This is a genomic window from Catenuloplanes sp. NPDC051500 (assembly GCF_044454585.1).
Classification (GTDB): domain Bacteria; phylum Actinomycetota; class Actinomycetes; order Mycobacteriales; family Micromonosporaceae; genus Catenuloplanes.
Map to the genome: position 1 here is coordinate 50,005 of NZ_JBITDX010000029.1, position 15,594 is coordinate 65,598.

At 71.7% G+C, this 15,594-nt stretch carries 15 protein-coding genes; 7 read left to right on the top strand and 8 right to left on the bottom strand.

The genetic code is table 11. From position 1 onward, the window contains the following. Positions 1 to 122: 122 nt before the first annotated feature. The 5 genes from ACIA8K_RS36645 to ACIA8K_RS36665 form a co-directional block, all read right to left on the bottom strand. Positions 123 to 1,736: a ricin-type beta-trefoil lectin domain protein gene (locus tag ACIA8K_RS36645; protein ID WP_396067924.1), complete on the bottom strand. Its 1,614-nt coding sequence runs from the start codon at positions 1,734 to 1,736 to the stop codon at positions 123 to 125. A 150-nt stretch (positions 1,737 to 1,886) separates the two neighbouring features. Beyond that, positions 1,887 to 2,447: a GTP-binding protein gene (locus tag ACIA8K_RS36650; RefSeq protein WP_396067926.1), complete on the bottom strand. Its 561-nt coding sequence runs from the start codon at positions 2,445 to 2,447 to the stop codon at positions 1,887 to 1,889. Between the two features lie 19 nt (positions 2,448 to 2,466). Then, positions 2,467 to 2,832, bottom strand: coding sequence for a DUF742 domain-containing protein (locus ACIA8K_RS36655; protein ID WP_396067928.1), 366 nt, complete (start codon positions 2,830 to 2,832; stop codon positions 2,467 to 2,469). Beyond that, entirely contained in the window at positions 2,832 to 3,236 is a 405-nt protein-coding gene (locus ACIA8K_RS36660; RefSeq protein WP_396067930.1) for a roadblock/LC7 domain-containing protein, read from the bottom strand. The genes ACIA8K_RS36655 and ACIA8K_RS36660 overlap by 1 nt, the downstream gene beginning before the upstream one ends. Further along, positions 3,236 to 5,575: a nitrate- and nitrite sensing domain-containing protein gene (locus ACIA8K_RS36665; protein ID WP_396067932.1), complete on the bottom strand. Its 2,340-nt coding sequence runs from the start codon at positions 5,573 to 5,575 to the stop codon at positions 3,236 to 3,238. The genes ACIA8K_RS36660 and ACIA8K_RS36665 overlap by 1 nt, the downstream gene beginning before the upstream one ends. Before the next feature lie 561 nt (positions 5,576 to 6,136). On the opposite strand from ACIA8K_RS36665, the gene ACIA8K_RS36670 reads away from it, so the two are divergent. Continuing rightward, positions 6,137 to 7,318: a DUF1996 domain-containing protein gene (locus tag ACIA8K_RS36670; RefSeq protein WP_396067934.1), complete on the top strand. Its 1,182-nt coding sequence runs from the start codon at positions 6,137 to 6,139 to the stop codon at positions 7,316 to 7,318. 4 nt (positions 7,319 to 7,322) lie between these two features. Here ACIA8K_RS36670 and ACIA8K_RS36675 read toward each other — a convergent pair whose 3' ends face one another. Beyond that, on the bottom strand, positions 7,323 to 8,906 hold the full coding sequence (locus ACIA8K_RS36675) for a hypothetical protein (RefSeq protein ID WP_396067936.1): 1,584 nt from the start codon (positions 8,904 to 8,906) through the stop codon (positions 7,323 to 7,325). Positions 8,907 to 9,047: 141 nt separating this feature from the next. Between ACIA8K_RS36675 and ACIA8K_RS36680 the strand changes: the two genes are divergently transcribed. The 3 genes from ACIA8K_RS36680 to ACIA8K_RS36690 are packed head-to-tail and all read left to right on the top strand — an operon-like array spanning position 9,048 to position 11,140. After that, a complete protein-coding gene (locus ACIA8K_RS36680) occupies positions 9,048 to 9,563 on the top strand; it encodes a SigE family RNA polymerase sigma factor (protein ID WP_396067938.1) in 516 nt (171 codons plus the stop codon). After that, positions 9,560 to 10,768, top strand: a complete 1,209-nt coding sequence (locus ACIA8K_RS36685; RefSeq protein WP_396067940.1) for a hypothetical protein — start codon at positions 9,560 to 9,562, stop codon at positions 10,766 to 10,768. Before ACIA8K_RS36680 ends, ACIA8K_RS36685 begins: the two co-directional genes overlap by 4 nt. Beyond that, a complete protein-coding gene (locus ACIA8K_RS36690; RefSeq protein WP_396067942.1) occupies positions 10,769 to 11,140 on the top strand; it encodes a hypothetical protein in 372 nt (123 codons plus the stop codon). An 86-nt stretch (positions 11,141 to 11,226) separates the two neighbouring features. Here the strand turns inward: ACIA8K_RS36690 and ACIA8K_RS36695 are convergent, their stop codons facing one another. After that, a complete protein-coding gene (locus ACIA8K_RS36695; protein WP_396067944.1) occupies positions 11,227 to 12,180 on the bottom strand; it encodes a sigma-70 family RNA polymerase sigma factor in 954 nt (317 codons plus the stop codon). A 67-nt stretch (positions 12,181 to 12,247) separates the two neighbouring features. Here ACIA8K_RS36695 and ACIA8K_RS36700 point away from each other — a divergent pair, with 67 nt between their 5' ends. The 3 genes from ACIA8K_RS36700 (at position 12,248) to ACIA8K_RS36710 (ending at position 14,931) form a co-directional block, all read left to right on the top strand. Beyond that, a complete protein-coding gene (locus ACIA8K_RS36700) occupies positions 12,248 to 13,042 on the top strand; it encodes an alpha/beta fold hydrolase (RefSeq protein ID WP_396067946.1) in 795 nt (264 codons plus the stop codon). A 132-nt stretch (positions 13,043 to 13,174) separates the two neighbouring features. Continuing rightward, positions 13,175 to 13,870, top strand: coding sequence for a ThuA domain-containing protein (locus ACIA8K_RS36705; RefSeq protein ID WP_396067948.1), 696 nt, complete (start codon positions 13,175 to 13,177; stop codon positions 13,868 to 13,870). Then, positions 13,840 to 14,931 carry a Gfo/Idh/MocA family protein gene (locus tag ACIA8K_RS36710; protein ID WP_396067950.1) on the top strand — a complete coding sequence of 364 codons (1,092 nt, stop codon included), beginning with the start codon at positions 13,840 to 13,842 and terminating at the stop codon, positions 14,929 to 14,931. Before ACIA8K_RS36705 ends, ACIA8K_RS36710 begins: the two co-directional genes overlap by 31 nt. A gap of 26 nt (positions 14,932 to 14,957) precedes the next feature. Here the strand turns inward: ACIA8K_RS36710 and ACIA8K_RS36715 are convergent, their stop codons facing one another. Next, positions 14,958 to 15,545 (bottom strand): GNAT family N-acetyltransferase, encoded by a 588-nt coding sequence (locus ACIA8K_RS36715; RefSeq protein WP_396067952.1) that lies wholly within the window; start codon positions 15,543 to 15,545, stop codon positions 14,958 to 14,960. Between the last annotated feature and the right edge of the window lie 49 nt (positions 15,546 to 15,594).

Below are 15,594 nucleotides of genomic sequence, written 5' to 3' on the forward strand. Positions count from 1 at the left end.
TGGTGTTGCTGGAGTGCTTTCCCCTTTTCCTCTTCATTCCCTTCTTGGTCTTTTTCTTAGACCAGTGGGGGGGGGCGGGGGGGGGGCCCCGCCCCCCCCCCCCCCCCCACCACTCTGCGTTACTACTTGACGGTCCAGGACTGCTTGTCGTGGTGGACGCACCACCAGATGACGACCGGGTTGCCGGTCTCTTTGCTGTTCCAGTCCAAGCAGTAGTTGGCGTCCAGGTTCGTGTAGATCGTGTTGTCCGCGACGCGCCAGTTCTGGGCCTCGCCCGAGTGGCAGTTCGACAGCTGCACCCGGGTGTTGTCCGCGACCTTCGACCACGCGACGTCCATGCACAGATTTGACTTGTAGGACACGATCGTGCCGCCGAACCGCAGGTCCCAGCGCTGCGAGATGGCCGAGACCGGGTCGCAGGCGGAGAGCGTCAGGTAGGTGCCGTCCGTACCGGCGCCGGCGTCCAGGCACTTGCCGGTGCCCTTGTGCACGATCATCTGTCCGGGCAGCGAGACCGGCGCGGGCGGGCTGGTGCTCGCCGACGGCGACGGCTTCCCGGGCGCGCTCGCGGACGGACCGGCGCTCGCGGACGGGGTCGGGGTCGGCGTCTTCGCGCCGGGCGTCGGCGTCGCGCCCGATGCGGACGGCGACGGCCCCACCGGCGGCGTGTTCAGTCGCGAGTCGAGCCGGTAGTACTCCGTGTAGTCCGTCACCTTCTGCAGGAACGCGCGGGTCACCACGTCCGGCAGGCCCCCGGCGCGGCGAACCGTGTCCGGCCCGGCATGGAACGCGGCAAGCGCCAGCGCGTACGGGTCACCCTCGAGCCCGTCCAGCTCGTCGGCGAGGCGGCACAGCACCTGGCCGACGGCCGGGATCGCGGAAGCCGGCTCCCAGGCGGACGCGCCGGCCGGTGCGTACTTCTGCCAGATGTCCGTGCGGAACTGCGCGACACCGAGCCGGCCGCCCACGCCGAGCCGGCCGTCCTGGAATCCGGTCGCGGCCATCAGCTCCGCCGCGACCGCGGCGGACGTCACCTCGGGGCACACCTTGCCCGCCGTGTTGACCAGAGGAACGTAGTCGTCCGGCAGCGGTGTCGCCTCGGCGCGCGGGCCGGCCACCACTGACACGGCCTCGGTGACGCCGGCGCCGCCGAACTGCGGCAGGTCCGCGTAGTAGGCGGCGTAGCCTGCGGACTCGCTTACGTACAGCTGGGCCTCGTCCGGCACGCCGCCGGCCTCGGTCACCGCGGGCAGACCCAGCCGGTACGCGGCGAGCGACAGCCGCCACGAGTCACCGCTCAGCCCGGCCTGCCGCACCTGGCCGCTGAGGCTGCACATCTGGTGGGCGAGCGCGAGCGTGCTGGCCGTGATGTCGAACCGCGGCGCGTTCTCCCACGGCGCCCACTTCTTCCAGTCCTCGTCGTCTATGCCGGCGATGCCGGACCCGCCGGAGACCGTGGCCGTAGCCCCCGCCTCCAGGCCGGACTCGGCCATCAGCTGACCGGCAAGCCGGGCCGAGCTGGCCATCGGGCAGGAGTGCGCCGCCTGGAGGATCGCGGACAGCTGGACGTCTGAGACCGCCTTACCGGTGATCTTGTCGTCGTCCGCCCGAGCGATGTCCCAGCCGAGGACCGCGGCCGTCAGGACGGCGATGCCCAGGCCCGCGGCCAGGACAGCGGTGGCCCGGCTACCGCCGCCCGACAGTCCGCTCGGCAATCGGAGGCTGATATTCGGCACAGTCCAACACCCTTCTACGCGCCGGAAGTCGACCTGACAACGGAAACCGGCCCGCGGTGGTTCACCGTGAGGCGAGGGTTTCGGTGAAGGTGCTGTTCGCGCCGTGCAGCCAGGCGGGTGCCTGAGCCGCGCGCGGCCCGTCCCTCGCTCCTACGCCGACGTGCCCGCCGGAAGGCGCGTCATAGCGTGCTTGACCAGGGAGATCAGCGCCTGCTTGCTGGACTGGCGGTCACGCGCGTCGCACCAGACCATGGGCACGACCTCGTTGAGCTTGAGCGCGTCCCGGATCTCGGTCTCGGTGTACGGGCACTCGCCGAAGAACATGTTCACCGCCGCGACGAACGGGATGCCGCGCCGCTCGAAGTAGTCGATCGCCGGGAAGCTCGCATCCAGCCGGCGCGTGTCGACGAGCACGATCGCGCCGATCGCGCCGATCGCCAGCTCGTCCCAGATGAACCAGAAGCGGTCCTGCCCGGGCGTGCCGAACAGGTAGAGCACGATGTCGGCGTTGACGGTGATCCGGCCGAAGTCGAGCGCGACAGTGGTCTTGGTCTTGTCCTCGATGCCGGTCAGGTCGTCGATGCCTTCGCTCGGCGCGGTGAGCACCTCCTCGGTGGTCAGCGGCGCGATCTCGCTGACCGAGCCGACAAGCGTGGTCTTGCCGGTGCCGAACCCGCCCGCGACCACCACCTTGACCGATTTACGGTTCACGTAAGTCAATCCTTCTTACCTAGAGACGCTGGAGTCGATCGAGAATGGTTTCAAGCAGCCGGTAGTCGGCCACGGTGCGCTCCGCCGGGTCGCCGAGCGCGAGGAAGCCGCGCTCGAGCAGCACGTCCACAAGCAGCTTCATCACTGTGAGCTGCGTGTTGCAGTAGGCGGCGAGCTCGGCGACGGAGATCCAGCCGCCGCAGCAGGACAGGATCTCCCGGTACTCCGGCTCCAGCGCCGAGGTGTCCACCGGCAGCGCGGTCACCTGGGTCGCGAGGTTCAGGTTGGTGTTGCGGGGCGAGGTGCGCCCGTTGACGAGCATGTAGAGGGGAACCAACCGGCCCCCCGGCTCGCCGTCGTCTCCGTACCAGGTCTCGTCCGGCATTAAGCGGCTCCCTGGGGCACTCGCAGCGTCGTTCCGAGGTATTGGCCGATGCGGGTCACCAGGCGGCCCATCTCGTACGCCACGGTGCCCATGTCCACGTCCTGGCCGCACAGCACCGCGAGCCGCGCGTGCGCACCGGCGGCCGCCACGAACAGCGTGTGCCCCTGGTACTCCACGATCACCTGCCCGACCGGCCCGCTCTCGAACCGCCGACCGGTCCCGGCCGCCACGCTGTGCAGCGACGACGAGCCGGCCGCGAGCAGCTCGGCGGCGTCCTGCGGCAGCTCGGTGGACTTCTGGATGATCAGGCCGTCCGCGCTCAGGACCACCGCGTGAAGCACGTCGGGGACCGTCACCAGCTCGTCGAGCATCCAGGTGAGATCGTTCTGCGATGTCGGGTCCATCAGGCTTTCCTGTCTCCGTCGGTACGTGGTCCGTCCGCGTCGTCGGCGGCGCGGCCGGCTTTCCAGCCCCGCTGGTACTGCGAGAGGCGGGAACGGGCCTGCTCCGGCGAGCGGGTGGTCTCCGGTGCCTGCGGGGCCTTCGCCGGCCCCGGCTCCTCCTCGCGCAACTGCGGCGCGAGGTGTTCCTGCGGCCGGCGGACCGGCAGTGTCGGGCGGGACGGGTTGCGGGGCGCGGGCGGCGTCGGCGTGGGTGCGATCGTCTGACCTCCTACGGCAGGGATCCCGTCCCGGAGCGCCGGCATCTCGGCGGTCGGGTACGCGTCGCCCATCGGCGGTTCCGCGACGGCCACCGGGGCGGCCGTACTCACGGGGGCCGGTGTCGCCTGCGGCTCGGGCGCGCGGCGCGGCACTGCCGGGGGCACGGCCGCGGGCGGCGTGTTCCGCTCCCGGACTCCCCCGGTGGTCGCTGAGGCCGCGTCCGGCCCGGTAAGGATCAGGCGGGTGGGCAGCAGCACGATCGCCATCAGGCCGCCGTACGCGCTGGTACGAAGCGAGACCTGGATGCCACCGCGCTTGGCCAGCTCCGCGACGACCCAGAGGCCGACCTGCGCGCCGTCCCGCAACGCTGTCACGTCCGGCGTGGGCGCGTCGGCGAGCAGCGCGTTCGCCCGCTGGAGCGCGTCGTGCGGCATGCCGACGCCCGCGTCCTCGATCTCGATGACCACGCCGTGGCTGGCCTGGCCGCAGCTGATGAAGACCTCGGACTCCGGCGGCGAGAACGTCAGCGCGTTGTCGAGCAGCTCGGCCAGCAGGTGCGTGGTGCCGGCCACCGCGGCCGCGGCAAGCGCCAGGTCCGGCGTGTTCCGCAGGGTGACGCGGCGGTACTTCTGGGTCTCGGAGATCGCGCCGAGCAGCACGCGGCGCAGCGGCACCGGCTTGTGGAACCGGCGGCCGATCTGCCCACCGGCCAGGATGACCAGGTTCTCCAGGAAGCGGCGGGTCTGCGCGAGCTGGTGGTTGACGTCGAACAGCTCCGCGAGCACGTCCTCGTCGCCGAGCTTGTTCTGCAGCTCCTCGATGGTGCGCAGGCCGCGCTGCAACGGGCGCTGCGGGCGCCGGGCGACGCCCATCAGCATCGCGGTGCCGGCGGCCCGGATGGCGGCCTCGTCCACTGCCGCACCGACGGCCGCGGTAAGCGATCGGTTGAGCACGTCCGCCAGGCGGCCGATCTCGTCCTGGCCGTAGTCGCGGGTGACCAGCTCGACGCGGGTGTCGACCTTCTCGCGGCGGCGCAGCCGCTCCATCATGTCCGGCAGCCGCTTGTCGACGATCGTGGCCGCGTCCGCACCGAGCTGCTCCAGGCGGACCGAGAGCGCGCGGTCGACGAGGATCCGCGACTGGCGGACGGCCCAGACGATCGCGGCGATCGCGACCAGGAGCGCGGCCAGGCTGACGGCAAGCGCGGTGTAGAGCGTGGTGGTGCTCGTGGCGAGTGTGCGGTCCGAGACGTCGGAGGCCTGGGTGATCGACAGGTTCAGCAGCGCGTCGAAGACCGGCGTGCTCGCGGACTCCCACGCGGTCTGGCTGACCTTGAGACCGGGCGGCAGGGTGGTGCCCCACGGTCCGGCCGCGACAAGCTCATTCTCCGCCGTGACGAGCCGGGTCCAGGCCTCGCTCTTGAGCAACGCGTCGTACTGCTCCCGGGCGGCCGGCTCCAGTTCGCTTGACACCTCGGTCAGCTCACCGTGGTACGCACCGAGCAGGCCGACGAACTCCCGGTGCTCCTCCATGCTCAGCGACTTGGCGGCGTACGCGCTGGCCATCACGGACTGGGCGCGGGCCATCATGTCGGAGACCCGGAACGCCTCGGTGGCGGTGACACCGCCCAGCGCGCCGTCCTTGGACGGCACCACGCGGGCCTGCTCGTCGAAGAGTTCGGTGGCCGAGTCGAGGATGCCGTTGTAGTACTCGGTGACCTTGTCGCGCGTGGTCGCCTTGTAGTCGATCGCACTGCGCTGCTGCGGCAACTGGTCCAAGCGGGCGACCAGGTCGTCCCACCGGGTGAGGATCGACTGCGGCGCCGCGGCCAGCGCGCTCTCCGCGGAGGAGCGCAGCTCGGCGAGTGCGGCGTCGGTGATCGCCCGCTGCTCCTGCAGCTCCGGCCCACCTGTGTTCGCCCGAGCGACGTAGTCGATGCTCAGACGCCGCTCACGCTGCACGTTCGCCAGACCTGTGGCGGCCGGGATGGAGACCTGCTGGACGCTTGTCGCGACCGCACGTCCGTAATAGCCGTTGAAGACCAGGTAGCCGGCGCCGGACAGCGCCAGGACCAGGGCCACGACGCTGGGGATGAGAACGAGTCGGATGACCCGCCGGCTGATCGACTGCTGTCGTCCGCCCGCTGCCTTCGGGGCTTTTGCCGGTGTGGCTTTTGCCTGCGTGGCGTGGGGATCGGGTCGCTTCGTCACGATGCTTGGAATCCTATGCCGTGGGCGGGCGTGCGGCTGTGCCGTCGCACAGGATCACTGCGCGCTGGACAGCGAGGGCGATTCGCAGACCCTATCGTCCCCGTCCGGTTTGCACCACCCAGAGTGGACGATCCTGAGCCCCCAAAACACCTCGTCCACACAGGATAGTCGATTAGGGGGATTAGGGGGTCGCCGCCCGTTCCGGACCGTCCGCGATCAGGTCCGTCGTGCCCTCGAAGAGCCGCGGGGGTACGGGACGATCACGCACTGTGTCAGCCCGCGTCGGCCGGGGCGTTCCGCTCGTCCGGTCTGGGTCTAAAGACCTATCCGGTACGGGCGCCGTGCGCCTACCATCTCCGCGGCCTGACCCGTCCGCACAGGGAGTGACCCGTGGCGTCGAACACCCCGTTCCGTGAGCCTTCAGCAGGCCCGTTGAGCCGCTTGGCCCGGGACCGGCGAGGCCTCGTCGCCACCGGCGCCGGCGTCGCGGTGGTGCTGATCGCGGTGGCCGCCGGCGCGGTCTCGCTGGCCTCGGCGTCGTCGTCCTCCGCCCCGCCCGCAGATCCCGCGGCCGTCGCCTCCGCGGCCACCGTCGCGTCGGGCGGCGCTTCCGGCAGTCCCTCCTCGTCCGCCGCGCCGTCCGCGTCCGCATCCGCCTCCGCGTCGCCGTCTGCCGCCGCGTCCGCCCCGCCCGCTGCCGCCGCCGCTGCCCCGGCCGTGCCGAAGACCGGCTGGATCCCGGTCGACCAGGCGGTCTGGAAGGCGCAGGTCAACGCGTACAACGCGCTGTCCTTCGACCCGGCGCCGGCAAGCGTGGGCAACCTGCCGGAGTTCCGGGCCGACTGCACCTACAGCCACTCGCTTCCGGACGACCCGATCGTGGCGCCAGGCCTCCCCGGCGCGTCGCACATGCACACGTTCGTGGGCAACAAGGGCACGGATGCGCAGACAGTCGCGGAGGACCTGGTCAAGTTCACCGCGACCACCTGCGAGCCGAAGCAGGACCACTCGTCCTACTGGGTGCCCACGCTCTACGACGCCGGCACCGGCAAGGCCGCGGAGCCGACCGGGTTCCGCGTCTACTACCGCTCCGCGATGAACAGCTCGGCCGGCCAGCTGCCGATGCCGAACGGCCTGCGCATGATCGCCGGTGACGCCAAGAAGAAGGCGCCGACGCCGCGCGGTGCCACCGGCCAGTTCTACTGCGCCTACTGGGAGGCCGGTCACGACGCCGACGGCATCGCGCGCAGCAGCAACGGCAACTGGCCGATCTGCGAGAAGCAGGCCTACCTGCACTACATCCTGTCGTTCCCGGACTGCTGGGACGGCAAGAACCTGGACAGCCCGAACCACAAGGACCACGTCGCCAACGGCTGGAACAACGCCTGCCCGGCCAGCCACCCGGTGAAGATCCCGGCCCTCACGTTCGACATGCAGTACGGCGTGCAGGGCAGCACTGCCGGCTACTACCTGGCCTCGGACAAGGAGGGCGCAAGCAGCTCCTCCATGCACGGCGACGCCTTCATCATGTGGGACACCGAGGTCATGAACAAGCGCACCAAGAACTGCGTGCTCCAGCGCCGTACCTGCGACAACTACGGCTACCTGAAGTAAGCGCTCACCGCGCGGCGGAGACGGTCAGACAGTCGTCCCCGGACGCCTTGCCGATGACAGGCGTCCGGGACAGCGCGATGTCCGGCGCGAGCGTGACCGTGTAGACCGCGCCCGCCCGGAACCGCTCCGGGCCGGCGACCGTGCCGAGCGTGGCCAGCCCGTCGGCGATCCGCTTCTCCGCGCCGGTGCCGCCGGCCTGCATCCCGGCGTAGACGAGCAGCCGGGTGTAGCCGCGCGCCGCGTCCTGGATCGGATTGTGCCGGCAGTTGCTCTCCAGCACGCCGACCGGGCCTGGCGCTCCGCCGGAGTACCACTTGACGGCCGGCCAGGCGGACGGGTTCGCAAGCACCAGGTCCCCGGGCCGGTGGGCGGCGACGATCGCCTCCACCGCGGCACGGTCGTCGAACCCGTTCGTGTAGGGCGCGGGCTCGGCCGCCGTGGCCGCGGCGGGCGCGACGCCGAGCACGGCAAGCGCCACGAACCCGAGCGCGCCGGCCGCGGCGGCGACGGTGCGGGCGGGGCGTCGGCCCGGCTCACGCCTCGCGGCGGCAAGCGTGCCGGCCACCAGATCGGCGGCGATCCCGACCGCGATGAAGAGCGGTGGCAGCAACTGCACGGCGAACCGGCCGTAGAGCGGCACCGCGTGGGCCACTGCGGCGGCGAACGCGGTCACCACCGGCGCGGCCAGCAGCAGTCCCCGCACCCAGCGCGGCCCGGACATCCAGCCGGGCCCGGTGGAGTCGCCGCGGGGCAGGAACGTCACCGCCACCACTCCGGCCAAAGCCACGATCCAGATCACCACCGCAAGCACCGGGGGTACGCCGATGGGGTCCCCCGCAAGCGTCACCGGACGCTCGATCAGCCACATCGCGGTCCCGCGCAGCCCGGCCGGCGGAAACCCGAGCCGCGCGTTGAGCGCCGCAAGCGTGTCGTCGCCAAGCGCGTACCTCAACGCCAGCAGGTAGTGGGCCACGAGCGCCGCCACCCACAGCAGCACGCCCGCCGCGTGCTGCCGGAGCGCCCCGGCCCACCCCGCGGACCGGATCGAGACCACGAGCAGGACCAGCGCCAGGCCGGGCGTCACCATGATCGCCGCCGTGCTGAACAGTCCGGCAGCGGCCGCGGCCACCCACCAGACCCAGGCGCGGCGCGTACCCAGCAGCGCAAGCGTGAGCAGCAGCAGGACCGTGAACGCGTCCGCCGAGTACTGCTTGACCTCGGTGGAGTAGCGGATCAGCGAGCCGTTCACCGCAAGCAGCGTGACAAGCGTGAGCGTGCCGGCCGGGCCGAGCAGGCGGCGTCCGGCGTAGTAGGCGAGGACAAGCGTGCCGATCCCGAACAGCAGCGGGATCAGCCGCAGCATCCGGCCGCCGTCACCAAGGGTGAGCAGGACGGCGCGTTGTGCCCACAGCCAGCCGATCGGCGCGCTCTGGTCGTGGGACAGATCCGCGGCGAGTCCGGCGAAGCCCCGGTCCCGCAGGTTGATCGCGATCATCTGCTCGTCGAGCCAGAGCGGGCGATCGGAGAACCAGCGGACCACCCGGGCGGCTGAGCCGAGGATGACGACGAGAAGAGCCACTATGCGCACGATCGGGGAATCGTAGCGGACCCGCTGATGGGCTAGATCACGAGCGAGGCGTGCGCGCAGGCTGAAAATTTTCTGTGCCCACCTACAACCCGGCGGCCCGGATCCGTGTCAGGTGTTCGTGACATGTCGACAGGAGCGGGCATGAGCGACGCTACGGACGCCGACTACCTCGCGTTCGTCAACGGCCGGATGACCGCGCTGCACCGGTGGGCCTACCTGCTCACCGGCGACGGCCACCAGGCCGACGACCTGGTCCAGGACACGCTCACCACGGTCTACGCCAAGTGGCACCGGGTGTCGAAGGCGGACAACCTCGACGCCTACGTGTACCGCGTCCTGGTCCGCACCTTCCTCAACGAACGCCGCCGCGGCTGGTGGAAGGTCCGGCTCTTCGGCGACGCCACCCCCGAGCAGCCCACTCCCGCCCACAGTCCTGAGGAACGTGAAGTGCTCCGTGCCGCGCTCAGCCGTCTCACCCCCAGCCAGCAGGCCGTGCTGGTGCTGCGCTTCCTCTGCGACCAGAGCGTCGCCGACGTCGCGGTCTATCTCGGCGTCACCGAGGGCACGGTCAAGTCGCAGACATCACACGCCCTGACCGCGATGCGCAAGGTCCTCAGCGAGCGGTCGCCCGGCCTGGCCCTGGAGGTGTCGCTGTGACGAAGATCGTGAACGAGGCCGAGGTCCGGCGGCTGCTACGGCCGCTGGCCGGCGAGCCGGAGACCGATCCGCGCATCGACGTGGCCGAGACGATGCGGCGTGGGGCGCAGCTGCGCCGGCGACACCAGGCCGTGACCAGCGCGGCGTACGCCGCCGTGCTCGGCCTGACCATCGCGGGCGGGGTGGTGATGCTGCCGCTGGGCAACCGGGAGCCGGCGGCCGAGCCGATGGCGTCCGGATCCGCGACGACCGGCTGGAACGCCGGCCTGTTCCCGCCGAGCGGCGCGCCGATCGCGCCCGAGGGGACGGGATGCGCGGTCAGCGACTTCCCGGTGCGGGACGCGCAGCTCTACCGCACGGACCGCTCCGGCCGGTGGTCCGTCACCGGGCGGGCGTACTCCACAGGGGATCTGCCGCCGTCGATCTTCCGTGACGGCGTGCCGGCCGGGAACGTGACAGTGCCGGACCAGTACGCGGTCGTCACCGCGATCAACACCGCCGGAGAGGCGGCCATGACGTCGGAGGGCGATCAGACCCGGCCCTGGGCGCTTGTCAACGGCGTCTCGACCCCACTGCCCGGCGGCGCGGGCACGGCGACCGCGATCAACGACTCCGGGCGACTGGGCGGCACGCTCGACAACGGCGCGCGGCCGGTCGTGTGGGACGGCCCGGCCGCGTCCCCGGCCGACCTGCCGATGCCGGACGGCTTCGACCGGGCCGTCGTGGTCGGCATCGGCAACGACGGCACAGTGGTCGGCGCGGTAAGCAGCGACCTCGACAACCGGGCGGCCATGGTCCTGTGGCTGCCGGGCGGTGCGAGGCGTGTGGTGTCACACGCATCGGAGGGCGTCGAACAGATCCGGCCGGTGGCGGCGGGCGACGGCTGGGTGGTCGGCCGGGAGAGCACCGGCCTCGGCTTCCGGTACGACATCGCGGCCGACCGCTACGAGACGCTGCCCGGCCAGCTCGCGGCCCCGGTGGCGGTGACCGCGAACGGGGCGGTCGCCGGCCTGGCAGCACAGAGCGACGGCAACGACTACGGCCAGGGGGCGTATGTGCTGCTCGGCGACGAGGTCCGGCCGCTCGAGGGGATCGACGGCGCCACGGCCACCCACATCAGCGGCATCACCGAGGACGGCCACACCGTCTTCGGAAACATCGAGACGACGGACGGGACCTACCGTGCCGTCACCTGGAGTTGCTAGATGGATACCCATGATCCGCGGGCGGTCGCGGCGCTGCAGGCGGCGTTCCTGGAGGGCCGGGCGGACAGCTCGCTGCTGACCAGCCTGTCCCGGGAGCAGAACGCGGCGGCCGGCACCACGCCCGCCGCCGCGCTCCGGCCGCCAGAACGGCGTGCGGGTGACCGTGCCGCCGGTAAGCGTGACCCCGGCCCGGCCGGCGATCTCAGGCTGGAGCGTGAGGCCGACCGCCGGGTGGTCCGGCGCGAACGCCGCGTCGCCTTCATTGAACGACGGCCGGTCGCGCGGGCCGTCCGTCGCCTCCATGCCGGCCGGCTGCTCGCCGCCGAACCGGGCCGGCACGAAGAACGACGCGACGGCGCCGGAGCCGCCTGAGCACCGCACCGGCCCAGATCGACCGGCAGCCCTCACAAGGCCGGCAGCTCTCACAATGCCCGCGGCCCTCACAATGCCGGCGGCCCTCACAATGCCCGCGGCCTCCACGAGGCCGGCAGGCCGAACGCGGTGAAGTGCTCCGCGCCGATGAACGAGGTGATCGCGCAGATGCGGTCGTCGCGCATGGTAAACACGTTGATCGACCACGGCTCGCCCTGCCGGTAGGAGGCGACGGCCGGCTGCCCGTTCGCGTCCAGCGGATCTGAGTGACGCCACTCCCCGCAGCTGCTCAGCGGCACCGCCACGGCGAATCCGGTCACCGCGGCGAGGCCCTCGTACCAATGCGGCAGCGGCGGCATCGACCAGGTCACGTCGTCCGTCAGCCGGGACACCAGCAGGTCCGCGTCGCCCCGCTCAAGCGCTGTCGAGAACGCGGCCACCGTCTCCCGCAGCCGCGCGTCTCCGGCCAGGCGCGCGGTCCGCTGCTGGCTGACCGCGGGCACCCGCGTCGCAAGCGTGCCGCGCGCCCGGGAGAGCGCCGAGTTCACCGAGGTCACGGACGTCGCCATCATCTCCGCGATCTCGGCCGCCGAGAAGTCGAGCACGTCGAAGAGGATGAGCGCGGCACGCTGGTTGCCCGGCAGATGCTGCAGCGCGGCCACGAACGCCAGCTCGACCGCCTCACGCTGCTCGTACCCCGCCTCGGTGTGGCTTGGGAACGGCCCGAGCCAGGCCACATCGGCACGGGGCCGGTCGTCGGTCATCGGGTACGTAGCGGCCGGCCCGAGGTCCATCGGCAGCGCCCGCCGGGACCGTGCCTCGGCCGCGTCCAGGCAGGTCCGGGTGGCCACCGTGTAGAGCCACGACCGGAGCGAGCTGCGCCCCTCGAAACCCGCAAGCCCGCGCCAGGCCCGCAGCAACGCGTCCTGCAGCGCGTCCTCCGCATCGTGCACCGAACCGAGCATCCGGTAACAGTGCGCAAGCAGCTCCCGGCGCAGCGGCGCCACCTGGGCGGTGAATTCCTGCTCTTTTTCCTGCACGACCGACGATTCTGCCGGAGGATCCCGGTCTCTACTTCCAGACGAACCGTCCGACCTGGGAGAACTCATGCACCTTTCCGTTTCCGACGCCACGCTGTACTACGAGGTGCGCGGCAGCGGCCCGCTCGTCGTGCTCGTCGGCGCGCCGATGGACGCGAACCCGTTCGCGCCGCTGGCCGAGCTGCTCGCCGCCGACCACACGGTGCTGACCACCGATCCGCGGGGCATCAACCGCAGCACGGTCGTGGACCCGGCGGCCGACGCCACCGCCGCGCTGCGCGCGAGTGACCTGGCCGCGCTGATCGCGCACGCCGGCGGGCCGGCCGCGGTGGTGCTCGGGTCGAGCGGCGGCGCGGTGAGCGTGCTGGCGCTTGCCGAGAACCACCCGGACGCGGCCGAGCTTGTCATCCCGCACGAGCCGCCGCTGCTTGAGCTGCTGCCGGACCGGGACGCACTGCGGGCGCGTACCGAGGAGATGCTTGCCGTCTTCGAGACCGGCGACCGCCGGGCCACGTTCCGCATCTTCTGCGAGATCGCCGGCCTTGACCTGCCGGAGGAGGTGTTCGAGATGATGGCCGGCGGCGATCCGACCCCGCAGGAACTGGCGGACGAGGCCTACCAGTACCGCCGGATGTACAGGTCGACAGTCGGCTTCGTCCCGGACTACGCGCGCCTGCGCACCGGCCCGGCCCGGGTGCTGGTCGGCATCGGGGAGGACTCGGCCGGCCAGTTCTGCGACCGCACCTCCCGTGCGCTCGCCGCCGGCCTCGGCTCCGCACCGGCGATCTTCCCCGGCGGCCACGTGGGTTTCGCCGAGGCGCCCGAGGCGTTCGCCGCCACCTTCCGGAAGATCACCGCCTGATCGCACGGTACGGGTGAGGGCCGCACCGGGTCCTCACCCGCGTGCCTCAGGGCGGGTGGCCGGGCGTCTCCACGATCAGCGCGCCGGTCCGATCATTGACGTGCCACCGGGCCGCGCCTAGCGTCGGTGACCATGCGGGCACTGGTGGTACGTGGCGGTTGGGAGGGACATCGGCCGGTCGAGGCGACCGAGCTGTTCCTGCCGTTCCTGAAGGCCGAGGGCTATGAGGTGCGCATCAGCGAGGAGACCGGCGTCTATGCGGACGCGGACGAGATGGCGCGTACCGATCTGATCGTGCAGTGCGTGACCATGTCCGAGATCCGCCCCGAGGAGGTCAGAGGCCTACGCACGGCGGTCGCGGCCGGAACCGGTTTCACCGGCTGGCACGGCGGCATCGCGGACTCGTTCCGTGCCTCCGCCGACTACCTGCAGCTGGTCGGCGGCCAGTTCGCCACGCACCCGAGCAAGGAACCGGGCGCGTGCGCCGGCGGCCCGGAGGACAACTTCCTGCCGCACACCATCGAGATCGTCGACCGCGACCACCCGATCACCCGCGGGCTCGACGACTTCGCGCTGACCACGGAGCAGTACTGGGTGCTGCACGACGACCTCAGCGACGTGCTTGCCACCACCACGCACCCGGCGCCGCCGTGGCACCCGTGGCACCGGCCGATCACCTCACCGGCCGTCTGGACGCGGCAGTGGGGCGAGGGCCGGATCGTGGTGTCGACGCCCGGCCACAGCCTGGACGTGCTCGAGCACCCGAGCGTGCGGACGATCATCGAGAGGGGCATGACGTGGGCGACCCGCACGGCATCGGCATCGTAGGGCTCGGCGTCATCTCCGGCGCCTACCTTGAAACGCTCGCGGATCACCCCGATGTCAGGATCGCCGCGGTCGCGGACCTGGACCCGGCGCGGGCCGACGCGGTCGCAGCCCAGCTGCCCGGCACCGCCGCGCTGTCCGTGGACGCGCTGCTGGACAGCCCGGACGTGCAGACCGTGCTCAACCTGACCATCCCGGCCGCGCATGCGGACATCGCGCTGCGCGCCATCGCGAGGAACAAGGGGGTGTACGGCGAGAAGCCGCTCGCCGCCACGTTCGAGGAGGCGGAGCAGGTCGTCGCGCGGGCGGCGCGGGGCGGGATCACGCTCGGCTGCGCGCCGGACACCGTGCTCGGCACCGGCATCCAGACCGCGCGGGCCGCGATCGACGCCGGGGTGATCGGCCGCCCGCTGTCCGCACTTGCCGTGATGGTGACGCCCGGCCACGAGCGCTGGCATCCGAACCCGGACTTCTACTACGCGCCCGGCGGCGGCCCGTTGCTCGACATGGGCCCGTACTACCTGTCCGCGCTGGTCCAGCTGCTCGGGCCGATCCGGGCGGTGACAGGCGTCGGCGCCCGGCTGCGCGGCGAGCGGACGATCGGGTCCGGCACGCGGGCGGGCGAGCGCATCCCGGTCGGGGTGGACACGCACGTCTCCGGCGTCCTGGAGCACACCGGCGGCGCGCTCTCGACGATCACCACGAGCTTCGACGGGGTACGCACGAGCGCCGCCCCGATCGAGGTGCACGGCGAGAGCGGGACGCTCGTGGTGCCGGATCCGAACAAGTTCGCAGGCGACGTGCGACTGTTCCCGCTCGAGGGCGACGCGTGGCAGGCGCTGCCGCCGTCCGCCGGTTATGCGGACGCGAGCCGCGGCATCGGCCTGCTCGACCTGATCACCTCGGAGGGCCGGGCCGGCGGCGGGCTTGCACTCCACGTGCTGGAGGCGATGACAAGCCTGCTCCGGTCCGCCGGGGTCGGCCGCCGTATTGAGCTGACCACGACCGTGGACCGCCCGTCACCGGTGCCGCTCACCCCTGCGGAGGAATGGCGCCGGAGCTGACCACGCCACGCCGCCGGTGCGAGGACTCAGGCCGGCGGCGCGGTGGCGTGCGAGGTGAACCACTCGCTGGCCAGCATCGCGAAGTCCAGCTCGGTGGTCCACTCGCCCTTGAAGAACTCGTTCTCCACCAGGCGCGCCTCCTGACGCATGCCGAGGCGGCGTGCCAGCTGGGCCGAGGCCACGTTGCGCTCGTCGATCCGGGCGACGATCCGGCGCAGGCCGAGCTGCTCGAAGCCGAGCCGGAGCATCTCGCGGGCGGCCTCGGTGGCGTACCCGTGGCCGCCGTACTGGGGGTTGAGGATCCAGCCGACCTCGCCGCCCGCGTGCAGGTGGCTGTGGTACATCAGGATCACGTCGCCGATCAGCTCGCCGGTCGCGGCCACCTCGACGCCGAGCGTGAGGTTCTGGCCCTCCGCGGTCATCTCGTGGTTCGCGAAGACGCCGCCGATCCGGGCGATGACGTCCTCCCGGCTCTGCGGCGCGAACGGGACGTAACGGCAGAGGTCGGGAATGCTGCGGTACGCGACGAGCGCGTCGACGTCGGCCATGGTGAGCGGCCGGAGCAGCAGCCGCTCGGTGCGGACGGGGTAGCGTGGGCGCAGTTCGGTAGGCATCGACTGTGATCCTGCCACCCCGTCGTCGGCATGCACCGGATTATCGGGC

What these genes read in the sequence shown, in the direction of transcription:
- ACIA8K_RS36655 (WP_396067928.1), bottom strand. Translation starts at nt 2,832, where the DNA reads ATGCCGGACGAGACCTGGTACGGAGACGACGGCGAGCCGGGGGGCCGG.
- ACIA8K_RS36660 (WP_396067930.1), bottom strand. Translation starts at nt 3,236, where the DNA reads ATGGACCCGACATCGCAGAACGATCTCACCTGGATGCTCGACGAGCTG.
- ACIA8K_RS36680 (WP_396067938.1), top strand. Translation starts at nt 9,048, where the DNA reads ATGAGCGACGCTACGGACGCCGACTACCTCGCGTTCGTCAACGGCCGG.
- ACIA8K_RS36690 (WP_396067942.1), top strand. Translation starts at nt 10,769, where the DNA reads ATGGATACCCATGATCCGCGGGCGGTCGCGGCGCTGCAGGCGGCGTTC.
- ACIA8K_RS36700 (WP_396067946.1), top strand. Translation starts at nt 12,248, where the DNA reads ATGCACCTTTCCGTTTCCGACGCCACGCTGTACTACGAGGTGCGCGGC.
- ACIA8K_RS36705 (WP_396067948.1), top strand. Translation starts at nt 13,175, where the DNA reads ATGCGGGCACTGGTGGTACGTGGCGGTTGGGAGGGACATCGGCCGGTC.
- ACIA8K_RS36715 (WP_396067952.1), bottom strand. Translation starts at nt 15,545, where the DNA reads ATGCCTACCGAACTGCGCCCACGCTACCCCGTCCGCACCGAGCGGCTG.